The following is a 20,811-nucleotide window of genomic DNA, read 5'->3' as shown; positions in this document are numbered from 1 at the left end:
GGGACAATCCGCTTCTCAGGCGTTGGGTCCGGCCGGTCTAGCCGGGGCCCGGAGAATGGTGTTCGGTGGTGGCAGACGAGTCCAAGGAGTACCCGATGTCCGACGATGAAGAGTTCCTGGAGAAGCTGCCGACCGACCTGATCTTCCGGCTGCCGCCCACGTTCGACGACGTCGCGGACGAGCGCCGGCACCGCAAGGAGCGCCTGGCGGCCGCCCTGCGCATCTTCGGCAAGTTCGGCTTCGAGGAGGGCGTGGCCGGGCACATCACCGCCCGCGACCCCGAGCACACCGACCACTTCTGGGTCAACCCGTTCGGCATGTCCTTCAAGCACATCAAGGTCAGCGACCTGATCCTGGTGAACCACGAGGGCAAGGTCGTCGAGGGCCGCTACCCGGTCAACGAGGCCGCGTTCGCGATCCACTCGCAGGTGCACCAGGCGCGCCCGGATGTGGTGGCCGCCGCGCACAGCCACTCCACCTACGGGCGGGCGATCTCGGCGCTCGGCCAGAAGCTGGAGCCGATCACCCAGGACGTCTGCGCGTTCTACCAGGACCACGGCCTGTTCGACGACTACACCGGCGTCGTGACCGATCTGGAGGAGGGCAAGCGCATCGCCGCCGCCCTCGGCGACAGCAAGGCCGTCATCCTGCGCAACCATGGCCTGCTCACCGTCGGCGACACGGTGGACGCCGCCGCCTGGTGGTTCATCACGATGGAGCGCTCGTGCCAGGTGCAGCTCCTCGCGAAGGCCGCCGGGCAGGTCGTCCCCATCGAGCACGACAACGCCGTCCTCACCCACGGTCAGATCGGCAACGACCTGGTCGGCTGGATCAACTACCAGCCGCTCCACGACCAGATCACCCGCGAGCAGCCCGACCTGTTCGAGTAGGTCCCTCCTCCGCATGTCCCGGCGCCCCCGCGGGCGCCGGGGCGTTCGCGTGTCCGGGATTCGCGTGTCCGGGACGGGCCCGCGGGTCGTGGTGCGCGAGCAGGATGCGGGCGATGCGCTCGAAGGCGGCCCGGTCCTCCGGGGTGAGCGGCGCCAAGAGCTCGGCGTCGAGCTCGGCGGCGCGCCGGGTGACCTCGTCCAGCTCGGCGCGTCCGCCGGGGGTCGGCTCGACCACGTAGCGGCGGCGGTCGGACGGGTCCCGCTCGCGGCGGACGAGCCCGGCGGCCTCCAGCCGCCCGACGACCTCGACGAGGTCGCTCGGGTCGATGCGCAGGCGGACGCCCAGCTCGCGCTGCGAGGCGGGCGCCGAGTCGTCCAGTGCGGCCAGGACGGCGAAGTGCCAGAGCCCGAGGCCGTGCTCGTCCATCATGCGGCCCATCCGCACGCGGCCGGCGCGGCCGACCTGGGCCAGCACGAAGGTGGTGATCCCGAGCAGGCGGGGCGGCAATGGCCCGGCGGTCTCGTCCATCCGCCTATTGTAGGGTTACCCCAATCATTGGTGAGCACCCATGAATAGGGAGACCGCATGGACGCGCTGTATCCGCGCCTTCTGGTGGACGACTTCGGCGCCTGCGCCCGCTTCTACGAGGCGGCGCTGCGCGAGCTGCTCCGCATCGAGCCGGTCAAGCTGATACCCGAGGCCGAATACGCGAACTGGGACCTGAAGGGCGAGGGCGTGCTGGTCCTCATGGGGCGGGCCCGGATCGCGGACGCCGTGGGCACCGCGGATCTGCCCGCCCCGTCCGGCCAGGACGGCTCGATGCTGGTCTTCCGCGTGGACGACGTGGACGCCGCCGCCGTGACGCTCCGCGGGCTCGGCGCCGTGCAGGTCACCGGCCCGCAGGACCGTCCCGACTGGGGTCCGGGGCTGCGCACCGCCCACCTGCGCGACCCCGGCGGCAACCTGCTGGAACTCCAGTCCTACTGATCGGGCTCCTCGGCGGCGGGCTCGGTCAGGGGCAGCAGGACCTGGAAGCGGGTGTCGCCGGGCAGCGACTCCACCCGGATGTCGCCGCCGTGCCGGTCGGCGACGATGCGCCAGGAGATGTCGAGGCCGAGACCCGTGCCCTGCCCGACCGGCTTCGTCGTGAAGAACGGCGTGAAGATCCGGTCGAGGTTCTCCTCGGGGATGCCCGTCCCGGTGTCGGCGATCTCCACGAGCGCGTTGTCGTTCTCGCGGGCGGTGCGGATCGTGAGCGTGCCCGACCCCTGCATCGCGTACAGCGCGTTCACGATCAGGTTCGTCCACACCTGGTTCAGCTCGGCCGCGTAGACCGGGACGGGCGGCAGCGTCTCGTCGTACACGGTCTTCACCGTCACGCCCGGGCCGATCTTGCGCCTGAGCATGGTGAGGGTGCTGTCCAGCAGCTCGCGGAGATCGGTGCGCCCGTAGGGGGCGCGGTCGAGCTGGGAGTACTGGCGGGCGGAGTCCAGCAGCGCGGTGATCCGGCCCGTCGCCTCGGAGATCTCCGCCTGGAGCTGGGTCACCTCCATCACCTCGGCGAGCCACCGCATCGCCGCCGGCAGGTGCTCGCCCGCGGCCCGCGCGACCTCCTCGGCCTGCTCGATCCCGACCCCGCAGGCGACAAGGCCGGGCGCGAGTTCCCAGGCGTCGCCGACGCCGCGCTCCTCCAGCCAGTCGCCCAGTTCGTCCTCGGCGTCGCTGACCTCCAGCGGGCTGCGGCGGGTGCCCGGCCCGGCGGGCAGCGCCGGGCGCAGCGAGACCAGCGCGCTCAGATGGGTGCAGTCGACGCCCTGCGCGGCGAGGTCGGCCAGGCTCTTCTGCGCGCCGAGCAGCCGGTCGCCGAGCTCGGCGCTGGCCCGGGCGGCGGCCGCGGCCGGGTTGTTCAGCTCGTGGGTGAGCCCGGCGGTGATCGTGCCGAGGGCGGTGAGGCGCTCGCGCTGGTCGACGGCCCGGCGCAGGTTGGTCATCCCGAAGAAGATCCCGGCCAGCAGGTGCGTCGCCATCGGGAACCACTTGCGGACGGCCTTGCCGAACTTGCGGGCCGGCAGCACGAACAGCCGCGACGGGCGCGTCGCCCTGAGCGTGTGCTGGTACTTCTGCTCGATCTGGTCGCCCAGGTACGCCTGGACGGCGCCGCCGTAGGTGCCGGGGCGGTCGGTCCGGGTGGCCTCGACCGTGTGGCCCCGGACGTTCTGGCTCATCGCCATCTCGCCGTCGAGCAGCACGTACAGGAACTCGGCGGGATCGCCCTGCGCACAGATGATCCCGTCCACGGGATACTCCTCGACCGTCCCGCACAGCGACAGCCAGCCGAGCTTCTCCTCGTCGAGATCCTCGAAGAGGAACAGCTCCCGCAGTTCTTCCGGTGATGCCGTGTTCATGCCTGCCTCTCGCGGGGGGACGACCCCCCGCACCCCCCGGTTCGCTTCGCTCATGCCTGCTCCAAGTAGCGATGGACCAGCGCGACCGCCATCGCACCGTCGCCGACCGCGGACGCGACGCGCTTCATCGACTCAGAGCGAACGTCGCCCGCCGCGAACACGCCCGGAACGCTGGTCTCCAGGTGGTAGGGCTGGCGGGCGAACGGCCACCCGGCCGGACGGCGGCCGCCGGCGACGAGGTCGGGCCCCGTCACGACGTAACCGCGTCCGTCCCGCTCGACGAAGCCGTCCAGCCATTCCGTGCCCGGTTCGGCGCCGATGAACACGAACAGCCAGTGCGCGTCGATGGTCTTCTTCCCACCGGGCCAGGCGAAGGTGAGCCGCTCCAGCCGGTCGGCGCCCTCCGCCGCGCACACCGTCTTGCCGGTGTGGACCTCGATGTTGGGCGTCGCGGCGATCTGCTCGATCAGATAGTGCGACATCGACTTCTCCAGACCGTCCGCCCGGACGATGATGTGCACCTTCTTGGCGTATCCGGCCAGGTACACGGCGGCCTGCCCGGCGGAGTTGGCGCCGCCGACCACGGCGACCTCCTCGTCCCTGCAGGACGGCGCCTCGGTGAGCGCGGCGCCGTAGAAGACGCCGCGCCCGACGAAGTCCTCCACGCCTTCGGCGTTGAGACGCCGGTAGGAGACGCCGGTGGCGAGGATGACGGCGTGCGCGGCGATCTCCGTGCCGTCCGACAGCCGCGCCACCCGGGCCGTGCCGCGCGACTCCAGCGCGGTGACCTCGCCGGCCTGCAGCAGCTCGGCGCCGAACCGGTCGGCCTGCCGGCGGGCCCGCTCGGCGAGCTGCGCCCCGCTCACCCCGTCGGGGAAGCCCAGGTAGTTCTCGATGCGGGAGCTCTGCCCGGCCTGGCCGCCGAGGGCGCGCCGCTCCACCACGACGGTCTTCAGGCCCTCGGACGCGCCGTACACGGCGGCGCCGAGCCCGGACGGCCCGCCGCCGACGACGATCAGGTCGTAGAAGCCGGTGGACGGGGTACTCGGCAGCCCGATCACGTCCGCCAGCTCGGCGTCGGACGGGGCCGACAGCGTCGCCCCGTCCGAGGTCACCACCAGCGGCAGCTCGGGCGAGCCGGCGGCCGCGACCAGCTCGGCGCCGTCCGGGTCGGCGTCCATCAGCCAGGTGTAGGGCACCTGGTGGCGGGCCAGGAAGTCGCGGACCTCGTAGCAGCGCGACGACCAGCGGTGCCCGACGACGCGCAGCTCGCCGGGCACCCGCCGGTCGGCGCGCGACCACGCGTCCAGCTGCTCGTCGATCACCGGGTAGAACTTCTCCTCCGGCGGGTTCCACGGCTTCAGCATGTAATGGTCGAGGTCGACGTCGTTGATCGCGCGGATCGCCGCGTCGGTGTCGGCGTAGGCGGTGAGCAGCACCCGGCGCGCGAACGGGAACAGGTCCATGGCCTGCTCCAGGAACTCGACGCCGTCCATCCCGGGCATCCGGTAGTCGGCGAGCAGCACCGCCGTGTCGTCGCCGCGCAGCCGCAGCTCGCTCAGCGCGTCCAGCGCGTCCCCGCCGGACTCGGCGCGCACGACCCGGTACGTCTCGGCGTACCTGCGGCGCAGGTCCCGGGCCACGGCCCGGGAGACGCCCGGATCGTCGTCGACCGTCAGCAGCACTGGTTTGGACAACGCGTCCCCCTCGATCCAACAGATCCCGGACGAAAGCCTACGTCGATCCGCGGTGTTCGCGCCTGCGCCGGACCACCGGATCCGGACCCCGCTCCCCGGCCGCCGCCGCGCCATCGGTCATGATCGGGGGATGGATCTGCGTGTTGCGCTCATCGGATACGGCACCGGCGGCTCGGTGTTCCACGCCCCGCTGATCTCGTCCGTCCCGGGGATGCGGCTGGCCGCGGTCGTGACCGGCTCCCCGGAACGGCAGCGGGCCGTGCGGGAGCGGTACCCGGAGGCGGAGGTCGTCGAGAACGCCGACCGCCTCTGGGGTGCGTCGGGCGCCTGCGACCTGGTGGTGATCGCCGCGCCGAACCGGCAGCACGTGCCGCTCGCCCGGGCCGCGCTGACCTCGGGCGTCCCGGTCGTCGTGGACAAGCCGGTCGCGGCCTCGGCGACCGAGGCGCGGTCCCTCGCCGCGCTGAGCGCCGTGCGCGGCCTGCCGGTCTTCCCGTTCCACAACCGGCGCTGGGACGGGGACTACCAGACGGCGTGGCGGCTGGTCACCTCGGGCGCCCTGGGCGACGTCCAGCGCTGGGAGTCCCGGTTCGAGCGCTGGCGGCCCGAGGTCAAGAAGAGCTGGAAGGAGAGCGCCGACCCCCGCGACGCGGGCGGCATCCTCTACGACCTCGGCTCCCATCTCATCGACCAGGCGGTCGCGCTGTTCGGCCGCCCCACCCGCGTCTACGCCGAGATCGACACGCGCCGCCACGGCGCGACCGCCCCCGACGACGCGTTCGTGGCCCTCACCCACCCGGGCGGCACCCGCTCCCACCTCTGGATGAGCGCCACCGCGGCCCAGCTCGGCCCGCGCTTCCGCGTTCTCGGCAGCCACGCGTCCTACACGGCGCCGGGCATGGACGGGCAGGAGGAGCAACTGCGCGCGGGCCTCACCCCGAAGCACCCCGGATACGGCATCGCCCCGCCCGAGTCGTACGGCCTGCTCGGCACGCCCGGACACGAGGCCCCGGAGGCCACCGCCCCGGGCGCCTACCAGGACTTCTACGCGGGCGTCCTGCGCACCCTGCGCGAGGACGCCCCGCCCCCGGTCACGCTCACCGACGCCATCAACGGCCTGGAGGTCATCGAGGCCGCCACCCGCTCCGCCCGCGAGACCACGGTCATCGAACTCGATCAGTAACGCGGGTCAGAGGACTGAGACGTGTACGTGGTCGAAGTGGTTCTGGGTGACGCTGCCGCGGTCTTCCATCTGGCGCCAGCCGCCGCTGCCGCGCATGTCGTAGATGCGCTGCTTCCAGATGACGTACTTGATGCCAAGGCGGGAGGCGTTGTCGATCACGTACTGGGCGACGCGGTCGCCGTGGGCCTGGGCGGAGGCGCTCGGCATCTTGCCGCCGGTGCTCTCCATGAAGTCGCAGGCGGTGCCGGAGCCGTGGTCCTGCGGGTCGCCGGGGCGCGAGCAGCCGATGGTGGGGAACGGGCCGAACTTCCCGTCGATCGCCAGCAGGGCCGTGCGCATCCGCGCGGTCATCGAGTTGCCGACGATCGGGGACTTGGTGCCGCTCACCCCGTCCGGACGGCCGCCGCCCGCCGGGGCGCTCGTCCTGGTCACCTCGGGCTTGTACTTGGCGAGCAGCTTCTTGACCCGGGCGCGCTGGCCCTCCAGGTCGTCCAGCTCCTTCTTGACCTCGTCCAGCTTCTGCTTCGCCGTCGCCTGCGACTGCGTCGCCTTGTCGTTCAGCGCCTGGAGGGTCTGGATGCGGCGGCCGTTGTTGCGGCTGATGTGCTCGACGACCGCGGCGTCGCGGACGGCGGCGCCCGGCTCGGCCGAGGAGATGATCGGGACCACGTCGAGGCGGCCGGTCATGTAGGTGGTGGACGCGATCCGGGCCACGGCGACGCGGGCGGCGTCGTACTCCCGGCCCGCCTTCGTGGCGTCGGCGCCGGCGCGTTCGGCGGCCTTCTTCGCCTCCTCCAGGGAGACGAGCTCGCCCCGGTACTCCTTGGACAGCTTGTCGGAGCGCGCCTTGAGCTTCGCGTACTCCTTCTTCAGGTCCTTCGGCTCCTGCGGGAGGCTCGCGGCGCTCCCGGACACCGGCGGAAGGGCCGCCGAGACGCCCGCCGCGAGGGCCAGCGCCGCGAGGCGCTTCGCCGTCCTGCGCCCGCGCGAGAAGCGGGGCGTCCTGCCGAGTGGATCGAGGGCCGCCACAGATCTCTCCTAGATAACAAAGCTCAAGATTGGCGGCACGCTACCACAATCACCCATTTCGCCTCAGAAGCTTCAGAAAACACACAGAGTCACCCGTAGGCTACCGAAGGGCCACGCGGCACAAAATTCAGGGGCCGGACCGCTCGATGCGGTCCGGCCCCTGTCCCCTGCGCGCCCGGGCGTCCCGGACGTTCGCGTCACGGCCCGACGAGCTCCTCCCAGCGCGGCACCCGCGGCTCCGACAGCAGTCGCAGGCCGGCCTGGGAGACCGTCCGGTCCCCCTTGCGGTTGTTGCACTTCCCGCAGGCCAGGACGGTGTTCTCCCAGGTGTCGCCGCCACCGCGCGACTGCGGGTGGACGTGGTCGATCGTGTTCCCGCGTTTCCCGCAATAGCTGCAGCGGCCACGGTCGCGCAGGTACACGCCGCGCTTGCTCCAGGGCGGGCGCCTGCCGTGCCGCCAGCGCATCGCGACGTACCGGACCAGCCGCAGGACCCGCGGCACCGGGAAGCTGCCGAAGGTGCGCCCTTCCTCCGCCTCCTCGACGACCGCCACCTCGCGCACCAGCATGCGGATGGCGTGCCGCAGGTCCACCCTTTGTAAGGGCTCGTACGACGCGTTCAGGACGAGCACGTTCACCGGGTCACCTCCCTAGCCCGTGTGCCGCTCCCCCGCCAGGATTCGAACCTGGATATCCGCATTAACGGTGCGGCGTTCTGCCGTTGAACCACAGGGAAATGCTTCGGCAATTCTCCGCCTTCCGGGCATTTCCCGGAAGACCTCCATTAGAGTGCCGATCCACGGGCGGCGGGGGCAACGTATTTTCGGCCCGTCCGCTCCGGGACGGGCCGGGAGGCGGGGACGCGGCGGTCCGCGGGCCGGTGCGGGTCAGGCGCCGGACGCGGGCAGGGCGCCGGTGGCGGCCTGGTATTCCAGGGACTCGCGCTCGACGCGGAAGCCGAGCTCCTCGTTGACGGCGAGCATGTGATCGTTGTCGCCGGAATTGTCCGTTTCGATTTCCCGGACCTCCGGGCGTTCCTCCGCCAGCCAGCGCAGCATCTCCGCCTTGACCAGGATGCCGAGGCGCCGGCCGCGGTGCTCGGGCACGACCGCCGTGTCGTACTGGGCCGCGCGGCCCGCGCACCCGGACGGCACCACGACCTCGGTGAACCCGGCGATGGCGGCGCCGGAGAGCGCGGCGACGGTGTACAGGTCGTCCCCGCGTTTGGCGACGATCTCGGCCATCTCGCGGACGCGGAGCGCGTCCCAGAGCGTCCCCTCGTACTCGGAGAAGTCCGCCATGGCGTGCTTGGCCCGGGCGAGGGCGGCGGCGAGCTCGTCGGGCACGACGCCCCGCCAGCGGACGAGGCGGTAACCGGCGGGCGCCTCGGCCAGCAGGCGCGCGACGCGTTCGGCGGGGACGTCGTCCAGCCGCAGCAGCATGCCGCGCAGGGTGAGCACGCACTCGAAGCCGTGCGACTCCAGGAACGGCACGGCGGGGGTGCCCGCGAGCACCTGGGCGATCACGCTGGAACGTCCGTCGGCGCGCAGTCCCTCGGCGGCGACGGCGAGGAGCCGGCCGCCGAGTCCGCGGCGCCGGTGGTCGGGGCGGACCTGGATGTCGATCTCGGCGGGACGGTCCGCGCCGGGCTCGCCGGGCAGCCGGAGCGCGGCCACCGCGAGCAGCCGGGCCCCGTCGCTCGCCGCCCACAGCCGCCGCCGCGCGCCGGGCTCGGCGCCGAGCAGCCCCCGCGCCGTGCGCTCCAGATCCGGCGCGGGGTCGCCGGCCGGGTCGCCGGCGTGGACGGCGGCGACCACGTCGTGCCATTCCCGGATCTGTGCCTCCGTCGGATCGTCGAGCGCGATGACGTCCATCCGACTTTTGTACCTGATCCCCGTCCGCCGCGACCGGGACCCTGGCCAACCCGTGGTTTCGGACACAGGGAAACGGGGTTCAGCGGTCCCGCGAGAACGCCTCCAGGATGCGCTCCGCGGCGAGCGCCGGCGTGAGCACGCCGTCGGCGACCTCCCGCTCCAGCCCGGGCGCCAGCTTCCGCACGGCGGGATGGGAGTGCAGGTCGGACAACAGCCGCTCGCGGACCATCGCCCACGTCCAGCCGACCTGCTGGCGGCGCCGCCTGGTCTCCAGCTCGCCGGACTCGCGGAGTCGTTCCTGATGCTCGACGAGCTTGCCCCACACCTCGTCGAGGCCGGTTCCCTCCTTGGCGCTGCAGGTAAGGACGGGGGTGTCGCGGACGCGTTCGTCGCTGCGCAGCAGCCGCAGCGCCCCCGACAGCTCGCGGGCGGCGCGCCTGGCCTCCATCGTGTGCTCGCCGTCGGCCTTGTTGACGGCGATGACGTCGGCCAGCTCCAGGACGCCCTTCTTGATGCCCTGGAGCTGGTCGCCGGTGCGGGCGAGGGTGAGGAAAAGGAACGAGTCGACCATTTCGGCGACCGTCGTCTCGGACTGCCCGACCCCGACCGTCTCGACCATGACGACGTCGTATCCGGCGGCCTCCATGACCACCATCGCCTCGCGGGTCGCCTTGGCGACGCCGCCGAGCGTCCCCGCGGTGGGCGAGGGCCGGATGAACGCGTGCGGGTCGGCGGCGAGGCGCTGCATGCGGGTCTTGTCGCCGAGGATGCTGCCGCCCGTCCGGGTCGAGGACGGGTCCACGGCCAGGACCGCGACCTTGTGGCCCTCGCCCGTCAGCCGGGTGCCGAGCGCGTCGACGAACGTGGACTTGCCGACGCCGGGCACGCCGGTGATCCCGACGCGGCGGGCGTTCCCGGCGTGCGGGGTGAGCTCGACCAGCAGCTTCTGCGCCAGCTCCCGGTGGTCGGGACGGGTCGACTCCACGAGCGTGATCGCCCGGGCGATCCACGCCCGAGACCCGTCCCGTACCCCGGCCGCGTAGTCGTCGAGGCCCGGTCTCACTTGGCCTGGTGCCCGAGCTTGGCGGTCAGCTCGTCCAGCAGGCCGGCGGCCGCGTCCGCGAGGACGGTGCCGGGCGGGAAGATCGCCGAGGCGCCGGCGGCGCGCAGCTCCTCGAAGTCCCCGGGCGGGATGACCCCGCCGACCACGATCATGATGTCGTCGCGGCCCAGCGCGGCCAGTTCCTCGCGCAGCGCGGGCACCAGCGTGAGGTGGCCGGCGGCGAGGGAGTTGACGCCGACGATGTGCACGTCGGCCTCGACCGCCTGCCGGGCGACCTCGGCCGGGGTCTGGAACAGCGGGCCCACGTCGACGTCGAAGCCGAGGTCGGCGAACCCGGTCGCGATCACCTTCTGGCCGCGGTCGTGGCCGTCCTGCCCCATCTTGGCGACGAGGATGCGGGGGCGGCGGCCCTCGGCGTCCTCGAAGGCGGCGGTGGCGGCGCGCGCCCTCTCGATGCTCGTCACCCGTCCCGCCTCTTCCCGGTACACCCCGGAGATCGTACGGATCTGCGCGGCGTGCCGCCCGTAGGCCTTCTCCAGGGCGCCGGAGATCTCGCCGACGGTGGCCTTGGCGCGGGCGGCGCCGATCGCGAGCGCGAGGAGGTTCCGCTCCAGGCCGGGCGGGCGGGTGCCGTTCTCGGCGGCCTCGGCGGCGCGGGCCAGCGCGTCCAGCGCGGACATCGCCGCGGTCTCGTCCCGCTCCTCCCGCAGGCGGCGCAGCTTCTCGATCTGCTGGGCGCGGACGGCCGCGTTGTCGACCTTCAGGACCTCGATCTCCTGCTCGGTGTCCGGGCGGTACCTGTTGACGCCGATGACCGGCTGCCGCCCGGAGTCGATGCGGGCCTGGGTGCGGGCGGCGGCCTCCTCGATGCGGAGCTTGGGCAGCCCCTCGCCGATCGCCTTCGCCATGCCGCCGGCCTGCTCGACCTCCGTGATGTGGCCCCAGGCCCGCCGGGCGAGGTCGTAGGTGAGCCGCTCGACGTAGGCGCTGCCGCCCCACGGGTCGATGGTCCGGGTCGTCCCGGACTCCTGCTGGAGGACCAGCTGGGTGTTGCGGGCGATGCGGGCCGAGAAGTCGGTCGGCAGGGCCAGCGCCTCGTCCAGCGCGTTGGTGTGCAGCGACTGGGTGTGGCCCTGCGTGGCGGCCATGGCCTCGACGCAGGTGCGGGCGACGTTGTTGAAGGCGTCCTGCGCGGTCAGGGACCAGCCGGACGTCTGCGAGTGCGTCCGCAGCGACAGCGACTTGGGGTTCTGCGGGCCGAACGTCTTCACGAGCCGCGCCCACAGCAGCCGGGCGGCGCGGAGCTTGGCGACCTCCATGAAGAAGTTCATCCCGATCGCCCAGAAGAACGAGAGGCGGGGGGCGAAGGCGTCGATGTCCAGGCCGGCCTCGCGTCCGGCGCGGATGTACTCGACGCCGTCGGCGAGGGTGTAGGCCAGCTCCAGGTCGGCGGTGGCCCCGGCCTCCTGGATGTGGTAGCCGGAGATCGAGATGGAGTTGTACTTCGGCATCCGCTGGGACGTGAAAGCGAAGATGTCGGAGATGATTCGCATCGACGGCTGCGGCGGGTAGATGTAGGTGTTGCGGACCATGAACTCCTTGAGGATGTCGTTCTGGATGGTCCCCGCGAGCGCCTCCGGCTTCACCCCCTGTTCCTCCGCGGCGGCGATGTACAGCGCCAGGACGGGCAGCACGGCGCCGTTCATGGTCATCGACACGCTCATCTCGTCCAGCGGGATGCCGTCGAAGAGCTGCCGCATGTCGTAGATGGAGTCGATCGCCACCCCGGCCATGCCGACGTCGCCCGCCACCCGGGGGTGGTCGGAGTCGTAGCCGCGGTGGGTGGCCAGGTCGAACGCGACGGACAGGCCCTTCTGCCCGGCCGCGAGGTTGCGGCGGTAGAAGGCGTTGGACTCCTCGGCGGTGGAGAACCCGGCGTACTGCCGGATCGTCCACGGCTGCGTCGCGTACATCGCCGGGTAGGGGCCGCGCAGGAACGGCGCGATGCCCGGGTAGGTGTCGAGGAAGTCGAGCCCGGCCAGGTCGTCGCCCGTGTAGAGCGGCTTGACGCCGATGCCCTCCGGGGTGTCCCAGGTCTGGGCGTCGGGGTCGGTGCCGGTGGTGTCGGCGACGGCCGCGCGCCACCGCTTGGCGGCCTCGTCGGCGGGGGGCGCCGTCCCGAGGTCGATCTCGGTGAAGTCGGGGATCATTCGTTCACTCCCAGATCGCGGAGGGTGGTCTCCAGTACCTCGATCGCGTCGCAACCCGCGTACACGTGAGCGTCGACTCCCTCATAGGTTCCTTTACCCGCCAGCCAAACCTTCACAGCACCCGCGTCATGGAGAACTCGCGCGGCCTCCGCGGCCCGCTCCTCGTACAGCCTGTCGCTGGAGCAGACGCAGGCGACGGTGGCGCCGGACGTCCCGAACTCCTCGGGGGCGCCGCCGACCGTCTCGATCCCGCCCGCCTGGAACAGGTTGGCGGCGAACGATGCGCGCGCCGTGTGGGCCGCGATGGGCCCGAGCGTCGCGAGGAAGACCTTGGGACGGGCGCCCGTCGCCTCGGCGTGGGCGTCGGACCGGTCGCGGAGCGCCTCGAAGTCCTGTGCGTACGTGACGACCGGCAGACCGCCGCCGGGCAGGCGCGGCGCCGGGTCGCGCCGGGGCGGCGATTCGGCGAGGTTGGGGAACTCGCTGACGCCGGTGATCGGGGCCTTGCGACGCGCGATGTCCTTGCGGCGGCGCGCCCAGGTCGTGGCGAGCCGGTCCGCGACGAGGCCGGATTCGAGGGCGGCGGCGAGGCCCCCGGCCTTCTCGATCTCGGTGAACCAGGCCCAGGCGGCCTGGGCGAGGCCCTCGGTGAGGCTTTCGGCGTACCACGAACCTCCGGCCGGGTCGACGACGCGGGCGAGGCTCGACTCCTCCAGGAGCAGCGTCTGGGTGTTGCGGGCGATGCGGCGGGCGAAGTCGTCCGGCAGCCCGAGCCGGGCGTCGAACGGCTGCACGGTCACCGCGTCGGCCCCGCCGACCCCGGCCGCGAACGTCGCGATGGTGGTGCGGAGCATGTTCACCCACGGGTCGCGGCGCGTCATCATCGCCGACGACGTGACGGCGTGGATGCGAGCGGCCGTGCCGTCCGCGGCGCCGCTGACCTCGGCCACACGGGCCCAGAGGCGGCGGGCGGCGCGCAGCTTGGCGATCGAGGCGAACTGGCCGGCGTTGACGGCGACGCGGAACTCGATCTGCCCGAACGCCTCGTCGACGCTCAGCCCGGCGCCGGTCAGGGCGCGCAGGTAGGCGACACCGGCGGCGACGACCGCGCCGAGTTCCTCGGCGTCGCCGCCGCCCGCGTCGTGGTACGGGGTGCCGTCGGCGACGATCGCGCGCAGCTTCGGGAACTCGCGGGCGCAGCGGACGGCCAGCGCGGCGGCCTCGTCCATCGATCCGGGCGTTCCGGTGCGTGCCGCGAGCCCCAGCGGGTCGGCGCCGAGGTTGCCGGCGGCGTCGGCCGCGTTCTCCCGCTCGATGATCAGGGAGAGGAAGGCGTCCGCCGCCTCGCCCGTCGCCGTGCCCGCATCCAGCACGACGGGCGCCAGGTCGAGCAGGACTCCGCGCAGCGCTTCGGTCAGCCCGGTGACCGGCAGGCCGCCCTCGCCGAGCAGCAGCCAGACCGATGTCGCGCCGTTCTCCAGGTCGGCCAGGACGGCCGCGCGGGTGACGGCGGGGTCGGGGTGCGCGTGCCGCTGCCGGACGTCCCAGCCGGCGATGCCCTCGCCCTCGGGGCGCACCTCCCGGACGTACGGCGCCAGCCCCGGACGCCCCGCCGGGGCGTCGTCCCGCGTGTAGAGCGCGGCGACCGGCACTCCGTCGTAGGACGCGCGGGTCAGCAGACCCTCGACCTCTTCGAGGGGGGTGTCCTCGCCCGCCGCGCCGGACTTGCGCAGCACCCCCTTCACCATCTCCCGCCACCGGTCGCGCTCGGCCGGGGGGAAGGCGGCGGCCAGTTCGAGTTCCTCAGGCGGCACCGTCATGTCCTGGATCGTAGGTGAGCGACCGAATCCCGCTCGAAACCGGGTCCCGCTGACCAGAACCCAGGGTGCGGAACCGGCCGCCGGCCGGCCCCCTGCCAGCAGGCACCCCGGAAGCCCCTGTGGCAAAGGGCGTTGCTAGAGTTCGGCGTCGTAGGCCCCCAACCCGAACCTGTGAAGAGGGAAGACGAACGCATGTCGAGTGGCAGCCACGCCGGGCGCCCGAAGTCCTGGGTCGCCGTGGCCATCATCTTCATCGGTTTCGCCATCGGCGGCGTCGGCATCACCTTGGGCCCCGACTGGGTCGTGTTCGGAGTGGGCGCCGCGGTCACCGTGATCGGCGGCATCATCGCGCTCGCCGTGGACATCATGACCGACGTCGTCGTCGACGATCCCCGCCAGTAGCGATGTTCGGCCGTCCTCCGATCGAGGAGCGGATCGCCGCGCGGCAGCGCGAGCGCGGCCCCCTCAAGCCGGGGAGGGTCTTCCCGCACGGCCCCGCGAAGATGCTGTTCTTCTTCGGCATCGGCGTGGTCGTGGTCACGCACATCATCGCGCTGTCGATGTACTTCGTGGATCCCGGGCCCTGACCGCGGACGAGCGAGCACGAGGACGGGTTTTCGGGCCGTCCGGCAGGTGCGAACAACGCGTCGGCCACGTACGGTCGAAGTGACCGTGGCCGCCTGCGTCGCCCCCGAGCCCGAGGTGGTGGGATGGCCCTGCGATTCGGAATCGAGGAAGAGTACTTCGTCGTCGATCCCGTCTCCCGGGAGGTCGTCCCAGGCGCCGGTGCCGTGGTGCGGCGGGCGAGCGCGGCGCTGGGCGAGCGAACCTCCACGGAACTGGTCGAGTTCCTCGCCGAGGCCAAGACGCCGCCGTGCGACGACCTCGACAAGCTCGGCGAGCAGATCCACGCGATGCGGACGGCGATGGCGGCCGCCGCGGCGGCGGAGGGCGTCCGGCTCGCCGCGACTGGAACCCCGGTGCTGGGCGAGGTGGTGCCCGCGCCCATCGCCGCCGGCGCCCGCTACGCCGAGAGCCGCGCCGTGTACCGGGGCCTGGACGACGAGCAGAGCATCTGCTCGTGCCACGTGCACGTCGAGATGCCGGACCGGGAGCGCGCCGTCCAGGTCAGCAACCACCTGCGGCCCTGGTTGCCGACGCTGCTGGCCCTGACGGCGAACTCGCCGTACTGGGCGGGACGCGACACCGGGCACGCCTGCTGGCGCGTGCTGGCCTGGTCGCGGTGGCCCGTGGCGGGGCCGCCGCCGTTCTTCGAATCGGCCGCCCACTACGACGACCTCGTCGGGACGCTGCTGGGCTGCGGCGCCCTGATGGACACCGGGACGATCTTCTGGGACGTCCGGCCGTCCGCGCGGCTGCCCACGGTGGAGATCCGGCTCGCGGACGTGGCCACCACCGCCGCCGACGCCACGGTGTTCGCCGCGCTGGTCCGGGCCCTGGTCCAGGTCTCGTCCGACGCCGTTGAGGCGGGCGAGCGGGCGCCCGACCCGTCCCCGGAGACGCTGCGCGCCGCGTACTGGCTGGCGGCGCGGGACGGCCTCACCGGGCGGGGCATGGACGTGCGCACCGGCCGTCCCGCGGGCTTCGGAGCCTTGGCGGGCGACCTGCTGGCGCACGTGCTGCCCGCGCTGCGCGAGGCCGGCGACCTCGACGTGGTCGCCCGCGGCGTCCGCCGGCTGCTGGCGGGCGGGACGGGCGCGGAACGGCAGCGCCGCGCCTACCGCAGGCGCGGGCGGTTGACCGACGTGGTCGACGCCGCACTCCTGCACGACCGGTGAGGGTGGTGGCCGGGCCGGGGGACGCGGTTCGACGGCTCGAAACCGGTTCTTCCGGATTTCATCCGTTTCGTCGCGTGCGACGCGGGTAGCGGAAGGGCTGGACGGCAGTTCAGCCGACCTCGGGGGATGTCCGGACGGGTCCGTCTCACACGGCGACCGTCCTGCGCGTACCCTCGATCGGATGCAGGTGACGGCAGTACCGGACGGAGCGACCGCGCGATGAGCCTCAGGCCGGGCGGACCGGAGGTCGCGCCACGGGACGCGTTCGTCCACCCGGCGCTCTTCTACCACGGCGACGAGGAGTATCTCGCCGGGACCGTGCCGTTCATCCGGGTCGGCCTGGACGCGGGCGAACCCGTCGCGGTGGCCGTGCCGGGCGCCCGCCTCACTGTGCTGCGGGACGCCCTGGGCACTGCCGCCGGCGGGGTGACGTGGCTGGACATGTCCGAGGCGGGACGCAACCCCGGGCGCATCATCCCCGGCGTGCTGCGGCGGTTCGCCGACCGGCACACCGCCGGACGGGTGCGGATCATCGGCGAGCCGATCTGGCCCGGCCGCTCGGCGGCCGAGTACCCCGCGTGCGCCCAGCACGAGGCGCTGATCAACCTCGCCTTCGAGGGACGCGAGGCCACGATCCTGTGCCCCTACGACCTCGCGGGGCTGGACGCCGTGGTGATCGAGGACGCCCACGCCACCCATCCCGTCGTGATCGACCGGAACGGCGAGCGCGCGAGCGGCGACTACGCGCCCCACCGCGTCATCCGCGACTACAACCGCCCGCTGCCGGAGCCGTCCGGCGCGGTGACGATGAGCTTCGACCTCGACGCGCTCCCGCTCGTCCGCGAGTTCGCCTGCCGCTGGGGCGCGCGGTTCGGCCTCGGCGCCGACGCGGTGGGCGACCTGGAACTCGCCGTGAACGAACTGGCCGCCAACTCGTGCCTGCACGGCGGCGGCACCGGTACCGCGCGGCTCTGGACCGAGGGCGGCCAGGTCGTCTGCGAGGTCCGGGACACCGGGACGATCACCGACCCGCTCGCCGGCCGCCGTCCGGCGGGCATGAGCCCGTTCGGCGGCCGCGGCATCCTCATGGTCAACCACCTGGCCGACCTCGTCCGCGTCCACACCGGCCCCGGCGGCACGACCATCCGCGTCTACCTTCGCACCTGACGCGCTCCGTCACTCTCCGACGGCGCGGCGGAGCCCGGCGAGCGACTCGGCCAGCAGCCCGTCCCGCCCGGTGGACGCCGCGTACTCGGCCAGCGTCGCGCTGAGGTTCAGCGCCAGCGTCCGCGCGGCCGCCGTCCGCTCCGCCGGGACCTGCCCGTACTCGCCCAGGAACGCCGCCCGCGCGGCGCCGGTGAACCCGGCGTAGGCGAGCGAGAGGTCCACGGCCGGGTCGGCGAGGCACACGTCGCCCCAGTCGATCACTCCGGCGGCCCGGCCGCCCGGGTCGAGCAGGAGATGCCGGACGTGCAGATCCCCGTGCACGATCACCGGATCGCCGCCCGGCGGGCGCCAGCCCTGCGCGGCGGCGACGAACTCCTCCACCGCCGGGTCGCGCTCCCACACCCCGAGCGCGGCGAGCGCGTCGAGGCGGCCGACCGTCCGGGAGGCCCGCACCGCCGGGTCGGCGCGTCCCATCGGGTCGACCGGCAGCCCCTCCCCCGCCGCGGGGACGAGCGCCGGATCATGGAGGGCCCGCAGGAAGGCCCCGGCCTCGGCGGCGAGGGCGACCCTCCGGTCCTCCGGGGGCCGGACGTCGGCGAGCTCCCTGCCAGGGAGCCGTCGCGCACCCCAGAACGGCCACGGGAAGTCGTCCGACGGCTCGCCGGCGAAGCACGGCACGGGCACCGGCAGCGGCAGCCGCGGCGCCAGGACGGGCAGGACCGCGAGTTCGCGCTCGACCCCGGCGACCGCGATGCGGCGGCGCGGGAAGCGGAACACCCACTCGCCTCCGACGAGGAACACGGTGTTGTCCCAGCCGGTGGCGAGCCGCTCCACCGGCACGCCGCGAAGCTCGGGGAAGCTCCGCCCGATCAGGGTGGCCGCCAGCTCCGCCCCGACCTCGTGTTCGGGGGCCCATTCCGGGACCGCCGGCGGCCCGTCCGGTGGAATCGTCACGCGGACGAACGCTACCCGGCAGGCCGAGACCGGAGGAGCCCATGCGGCCGCGTGCCGAACGCCGCGGCCGCTGCTGACATGCCTCCTTGATTTCCACAGCGGATCGGTCCCTTCGGTCAGATCCCTGTCATGGCCGGAAACGGTCACGTGTTCGAAGGGGTGGAGCGGCGCGACTCGCACGCGGCGACCACCCGTTTCCTTGCCGCGTTCCTGATATCCGCAACCTGCGGCGTCCGATGCCGGCGTGCGCCGCCAAACGCGATTGGCCCCATGCGGCCATACGGGAGGCGGGTTTCGGTCGGTCCACCGCCCCCATCCGAGCCACGGCGGCCCAGGCGGCCTAACGTCGGGAGGGAGCCATTGCACCACTCCCCTCCGGTGGAAGGCGATAGGTGAAGGACCATGACCAGGGCCGGCATGAGGGCGCCGGAGACGCCGCTCGCCCTGCACAGGCCGGGTCCGGCGCGCGTCCAGGACTTCCTCCTCGGAGGCAAGGACAACTACGCCTCCGACCGCGATCTCGCGCAGCGCGTCCTGCGGGTCCTCCCGCAGGCTGCGGGCACCGCCCGCGCCGCCCGCGGCTTCCTCGCCCGGTCCATCGCGCTCCTCGCGGAACGCGGCGTCCGGCAGTTCCTCGACCTCGGCTGCGGGCTGCCCCGGGCCGACAACGTGCACGAGATGGCGGCACGCCATACCGACGGCACGCGCGTCGTCTACGTCGACCATGACCCGCTCGTCATCGCGCATGCCCGCGCGCTCCTCATCGACGGCGGCAACATCGCGGCGCTCCTGGCCGACCTCCGCGACCCGGACACGGTCCTGCGCAGCCCCGAAGTGCGGCGGCTGATCGACCCGGCCGAGCCGGTGGCACTGGTGTTCTCCTCCGTCCTGCACTTCCTGCCCGGAGCCGGCGAACTCGTCGCCGCTCTCGCCGCGACGGCCGTGCCGGGCAGCGCCATGGTCGTCTCGCATGCCACCGCCGACTTCGCGCCGCGAGCGGTCGCCGAGGCCGCGCGCCTGTACCGCGAGGGGAGTTCCGTGCCGATCCACCCGCGCGGCGGCGCCGAGATCGCGCGGCTCCTCGGACCGTTCCGCCCCCTGCCGCCCGGCCTGACGCCGATCGCCGCCGAGGGCTCCGCCGGCCCCCCGGGCGATCCGATCATGTACGGCGTGGTCGGCGTCCGCTGACCCCGCCCCAGGCGCAATGTGGGGTTGATCACATTCGTCCGTCCCGGACCGGCTTCTCCGCCCGCGCCGCCCGCCGCACGGCGGCCCTGCTCCCACCGGCGCTCCGGCGGCCGGGCCGGTCACGCTGAGTCCGTTCGCCCGAGCACGGCGTTAAGGGAAATCTCATTCAGTCGTTAGAAACGGTAACGGTTCGGCCCCTATGGTGGCCCGGATGCCGACGAACACCCTGATCCCCCCGGAAACGAAGATCGGCGCTCCCACGGCGAGGGCGCCCCGGATGAGCTGGCTGGACGCCCTGCGCGGCCTCGCCGCCATGGTAGTGGTGTTCGAGCATTCCCTTGACGTGCTGCTGCCCGAGGTCCGCCGGACGGCCAGCCCGTGGTTCGACTTCGGCCGGTACGGGGTGTTCGTGTTCTTCCTCGTCAGCGGCTACGTGGTGCCGTTCTCCCTGGAACGGCGCGGCAGCGTCCGGCAGTTCTGGGTCGGGCGGTTCTTCCGGCTGTACCCGGCGTGGTGCGCATCGGTCGCGCTGGCGCTGGTCCTCGGGACGGCCGGCCTGTCCTACGGGATTCCCGGCGGGATCGGCGACCGTCCCTGGGCCTCCGCCCTCGCGCACCTGACGATGCTCCAGGACCTGCTGGGCGTCCCGAACGTCGTCAACGTCTTCTGGACGCTCTCCTACGAGATGGTCTTCTACCTCCTCGTGACGGCGATGTTCGTCGCCGGAGTCCACCGCTCCAGCGCAAGGGTGGCGCTGGGGTTCGGCGTGGGCGCCGCGATCATGGGCGTCGCGCTGCCGTCCGGGCTGCTGGCCTCCCGGTGGCCGGGCGGCACGGTCCTCGCCGCCGCGCTGTGCCTCGCCGGCGGGCTGGCCGCCATGGTCAGCCGGCGGCGGGCGGTGCGCCGGACCGGCGTCGCGGTCGTGGCCGGGCTGGCCCTCACCCTCCTCGTCCTGAACAGCCGCATCGGCGCCATCGAGAGCCTGTGCATCATCGCCACCATGTTCGCCGGGACCGCCATCCGCGGCATCCAGGACGGGCGGCTCAGGCCCTGGCCCGCCGCCGCGATGGTCGCGGTCGTCCCCGCCCTGTCGCTGGCGGCCGGCATGCGCGCCCCGACCAGCTGGGCCCTGCACGCCAACCCGAACCCCCTCGGCCGGGACTGGTCCCTCGCCGTGGCCGCCGCGTGGCTGACCTTCCTGGCCGGTCTCGCGCTGCGGCACCGTGCCATGCCCCGGTTCCTGGTCTGGCCGGGCCTCGTGAGCTACTCGGTCTACCTGCTGCACCCGATGATCGTCCAGGCGGTCTGGCACGCCGCCGGTAAGGACACCTGGGGCCTGCCCGCGCCGCTCCGGGCGGCCTGGGGGGTGGTGCTGCTCACGACCGTCCTCACCTCCGCCGCGCTCACGCACCGCTACGTCGAACGTCCGGCCCAGAACCTCGGCCGCCGCCTGACCGCGCGGCGCCGGCGCGCACCCGGGGCGGCGGCCCCGCAGCCCACGCAGGCCTGACGGGCCCGGCGCCCGGGTGAT

The 20,811-nt window shown here is 73.1% G+C and carries 19 protein-coding genes and 1 tRNA gene; 9 read left to right on the top strand and 11 right to left on the bottom strand.

Going from position 1 to position 20,811, the window contains the following annotated elements; all coding sequences use genetic code 11:
* The first annotated feature begins 95 nt into the window (after window positions 1-95).
* Window positions 96-890: a class II aldolase/adducin family protein gene (locus tag ACQPXG_RS20920; RefSeq protein WP_433469376.1), complete on the top strand. Its 795-nt coding sequence runs from the start codon at window positions 96-98 to the stop codon at window positions 888-890.
* Here the strand turns inward: ACQPXG_RS20920 and ACQPXG_RS20915 are convergent.
* Window positions 859-1,419, bottom strand: coding sequence for a MarR family winged helix-turn-helix transcriptional regulator (locus ACQPXG_RS20915; RefSeq protein ID WP_433469375.1), 561 nt, complete (start codon window positions 1,417-1,419; stop codon window positions 859-861). The genes ACQPXG_RS20920 and ACQPXG_RS20915 overlap by 32 nt on opposite strands.
* 57 nt (window positions 1,420-1,476) lie before the next feature.
* Between ACQPXG_RS20915 and ACQPXG_RS20910 the strand changes: the two genes are divergently transcribed.
* A complete protein-coding gene (locus tag ACQPXG_RS20910) occupies window positions 1,477-1,878 on the top strand; it encodes a VOC family protein (protein ID WP_433469374.1) in 402 nt (133 codons plus the stop codon).
* Here ACQPXG_RS20910 and ACQPXG_RS20905 read toward each other — a convergent pair.
* Both ACQPXG_RS20905 and ACQPXG_RS20900 read right to left on the bottom strand, forming a co-directional pair.
* On the bottom strand, window positions 1,872-3,296 hold the full coding sequence (locus ACQPXG_RS20905) for an ATP-binding protein (protein WP_433469373.1): 1,425 nt from the start codon (window positions 3,294-3,296) through the stop codon (window positions 1,872-1,874). The two genes, ACQPXG_RS20910 and ACQPXG_RS20905, sit on opposite strands and share 7 nt — an antisense overlap.
* Window positions 3,297-3,346: 50 nt before the next feature.
* A complete protein-coding gene (locus ACQPXG_RS20900) occupies window positions 3,347-4,993 on the bottom strand; it encodes an FAD-dependent oxidoreductase (protein WP_433469372.1) in 1,647 nt (548 codons plus the stop codon).
* Window positions 4,994-5,123: 130 nt separating this feature from the next.
* Between ACQPXG_RS20900 and ACQPXG_RS20895 the strand changes: the two genes are divergently transcribed.
* Entirely contained in the window at window positions 5,124-6,176 is a 1,053-nt protein-coding gene (locus ACQPXG_RS20895) for a Gfo/Idh/MocA family oxidoreductase (protein ID WP_433469371.1), read from the top strand.
* Window positions 6,177-6,182: 6 nt separating this feature from the next.
* Here the strand turns inward: ACQPXG_RS20895 and ACQPXG_RS20890 are convergent, their stop codons facing one another.
* The 7 genes from ACQPXG_RS20890 to ACQPXG_RS20860 form a co-directional block, all read right to left on the bottom strand.
* Entirely contained in the window at window positions 6,183-7,205 is a 1,023-nt protein-coding gene (locus ACQPXG_RS20890) for a coiled-coil domain-containing protein (protein WP_433469370.1), read from the bottom strand.
* Between the two features lie 197 nt (window positions 7,206-7,402).
* Window positions 7,403-7,843, bottom strand: a complete 441-nt coding sequence (locus tag ACQPXG_RS20885; protein ID WP_433469369.1) for an HNH endonuclease — start codon at window positions 7,841-7,843, stop codon at window positions 7,403-7,405.
* 27 nt (window positions 7,844-7,870) lie between these two features.
* Window positions 7,871-7,941, bottom strand: a tRNA-Asn gene (locus ACQPXG_RS20880).
* Window positions 7,942-8,092: 151 nt separating this feature from the next.
* Window positions 8,093-9,079: a GNAT family N-acetyltransferase gene (locus ACQPXG_RS20875; RefSeq protein ID WP_433469368.1), complete on the bottom strand. Its 987-nt coding sequence runs from the start codon at window positions 9,077-9,079 to the stop codon at window positions 8,093-8,095.
* A gap of 79 nt (window positions 9,080-9,158) precedes the next feature.
* The gene (gene meaB, locus ACQPXG_RS20870) at window positions 9,159-10,142 is read right to left on the bottom strand and encodes a methylmalonyl Co-A mutase-associated GTPase MeaB (protein WP_433469367.1); all 984 of its coding nucleotides are present in this window, start codon (window positions 10,140-10,142) and stop codon (window positions 9,159-9,161) included.
* Window positions 10,139-12,352: a methylmalonyl-CoA mutase gene (gene scpA / locus ACQPXG_RS20865; protein WP_433469366.1), complete on the bottom strand. Its 2,214-nt coding sequence runs from the start codon at window positions 12,350-12,352 to the stop codon at window positions 10,139-10,141. Before scpA ends, meaB begins: the two co-directional genes overlap by 4 nt.
* On the bottom strand, window positions 12,349-14,172 hold the full coding sequence (locus ACQPXG_RS20860) for a methylmalonyl-CoA mutase family protein (RefSeq protein ID WP_433469365.1): 1,824 nt from the start codon (window positions 14,170-14,172) through the stop codon (window positions 12,349-12,351). The genes scpA and ACQPXG_RS20860 overlap by 4 nt, the downstream gene beginning before the upstream one ends.
* Window positions 14,173-14,364: 192 nt before the next feature.
* Between ACQPXG_RS20860 and ACQPXG_RS20855 the strand changes: the two genes are divergently transcribed.
* From ACQPXG_RS20855 to ACQPXG_RS20840, 4 genes are all read left to right on the top strand, one after another.
* A complete protein-coding gene (locus ACQPXG_RS20855) occupies window positions 14,365-14,574 on the top strand; it encodes an HGxxPAAW family protein (protein ID WP_433469364.1) in 210 nt (69 codons plus the stop codon).
* 2 nt (window positions 14,575-14,576) lie between these two features.
* Window positions 14,577-14,759, top strand: coding sequence for a hypothetical protein (locus tag ACQPXG_RS20850; RefSeq protein WP_433469363.1), 183 nt, complete (start codon window positions 14,577-14,579; stop codon window positions 14,757-14,759).
* Between the two features lie 123 nt (window positions 14,760-14,882).
* Window positions 14,883-15,971: a carboxylate-amine ligase gene (locus ACQPXG_RS20845; RefSeq protein ID WP_433469362.1), complete on the top strand. Its 1,089-nt coding sequence runs from the start codon at window positions 14,883-14,885 to the stop codon at window positions 15,969-15,971.
* Between the two features lie 219 nt (window positions 15,972-16,190).
* Entirely contained in the window at window positions 16,191-17,138 is a 948-nt protein-coding gene (locus ACQPXG_RS20840) for an anti-sigma factor RsbA family regulatory protein (protein WP_433469361.1), read from the top strand.
* Between the two features lie 9 nt (window positions 17,139-17,147).
* Here the strand turns inward: ACQPXG_RS20840 and ACQPXG_RS20835 are convergent, their stop codons facing one another.
* Window positions 17,148-18,092, bottom strand: coding sequence for a phosphotransferase (locus ACQPXG_RS20835; protein ID WP_433469360.1), 945 nt, complete (start codon window positions 18,090-18,092; stop codon window positions 17,148-17,150).
* A 402-nt stretch (window positions 18,093-18,494) separates the two neighbouring features.
* Here ACQPXG_RS20835 and ACQPXG_RS20830 point away from each other — a divergent pair, with 402 nt between their 5' ends.
* Both ACQPXG_RS20830 and ACQPXG_RS20825 read left to right on the top strand, forming a co-directional pair.
* Window positions 18,495-19,280, top strand: a complete 786-nt coding sequence (locus ACQPXG_RS20830; RefSeq protein WP_433469359.1) for an SAM-dependent methyltransferase — start codon at window positions 18,495-18,497, stop codon at window positions 19,278-19,280.
* A gap of 211 nt (window positions 19,281-19,491) precedes the next feature.
* Window positions 19,492-20,790, top strand: a complete 1,299-nt coding sequence (locus tag ACQPXG_RS20825) for an acyltransferase family protein (RefSeq protein WP_433469358.1) — start codon at window positions 19,492-19,494, stop codon at window positions 20,788-20,790.
* The last annotated feature ends 21 nt before the right edge of the window (window positions 20,791-20,811 follow it).

This window comes from Spirillospora sp. CA-128828, from assembly GCF_050945415.1.
Classification (GTDB): Bacteria; Actinomycetota; Actinomycetes; order Streptosporangiales; family Streptosporangiaceae; genus Spirillospora.
The sequence above is the reverse complement of the archived record's forward strand: the minus strand, read 5'-3'. Positions and strand labels throughout refer to the sequence as shown.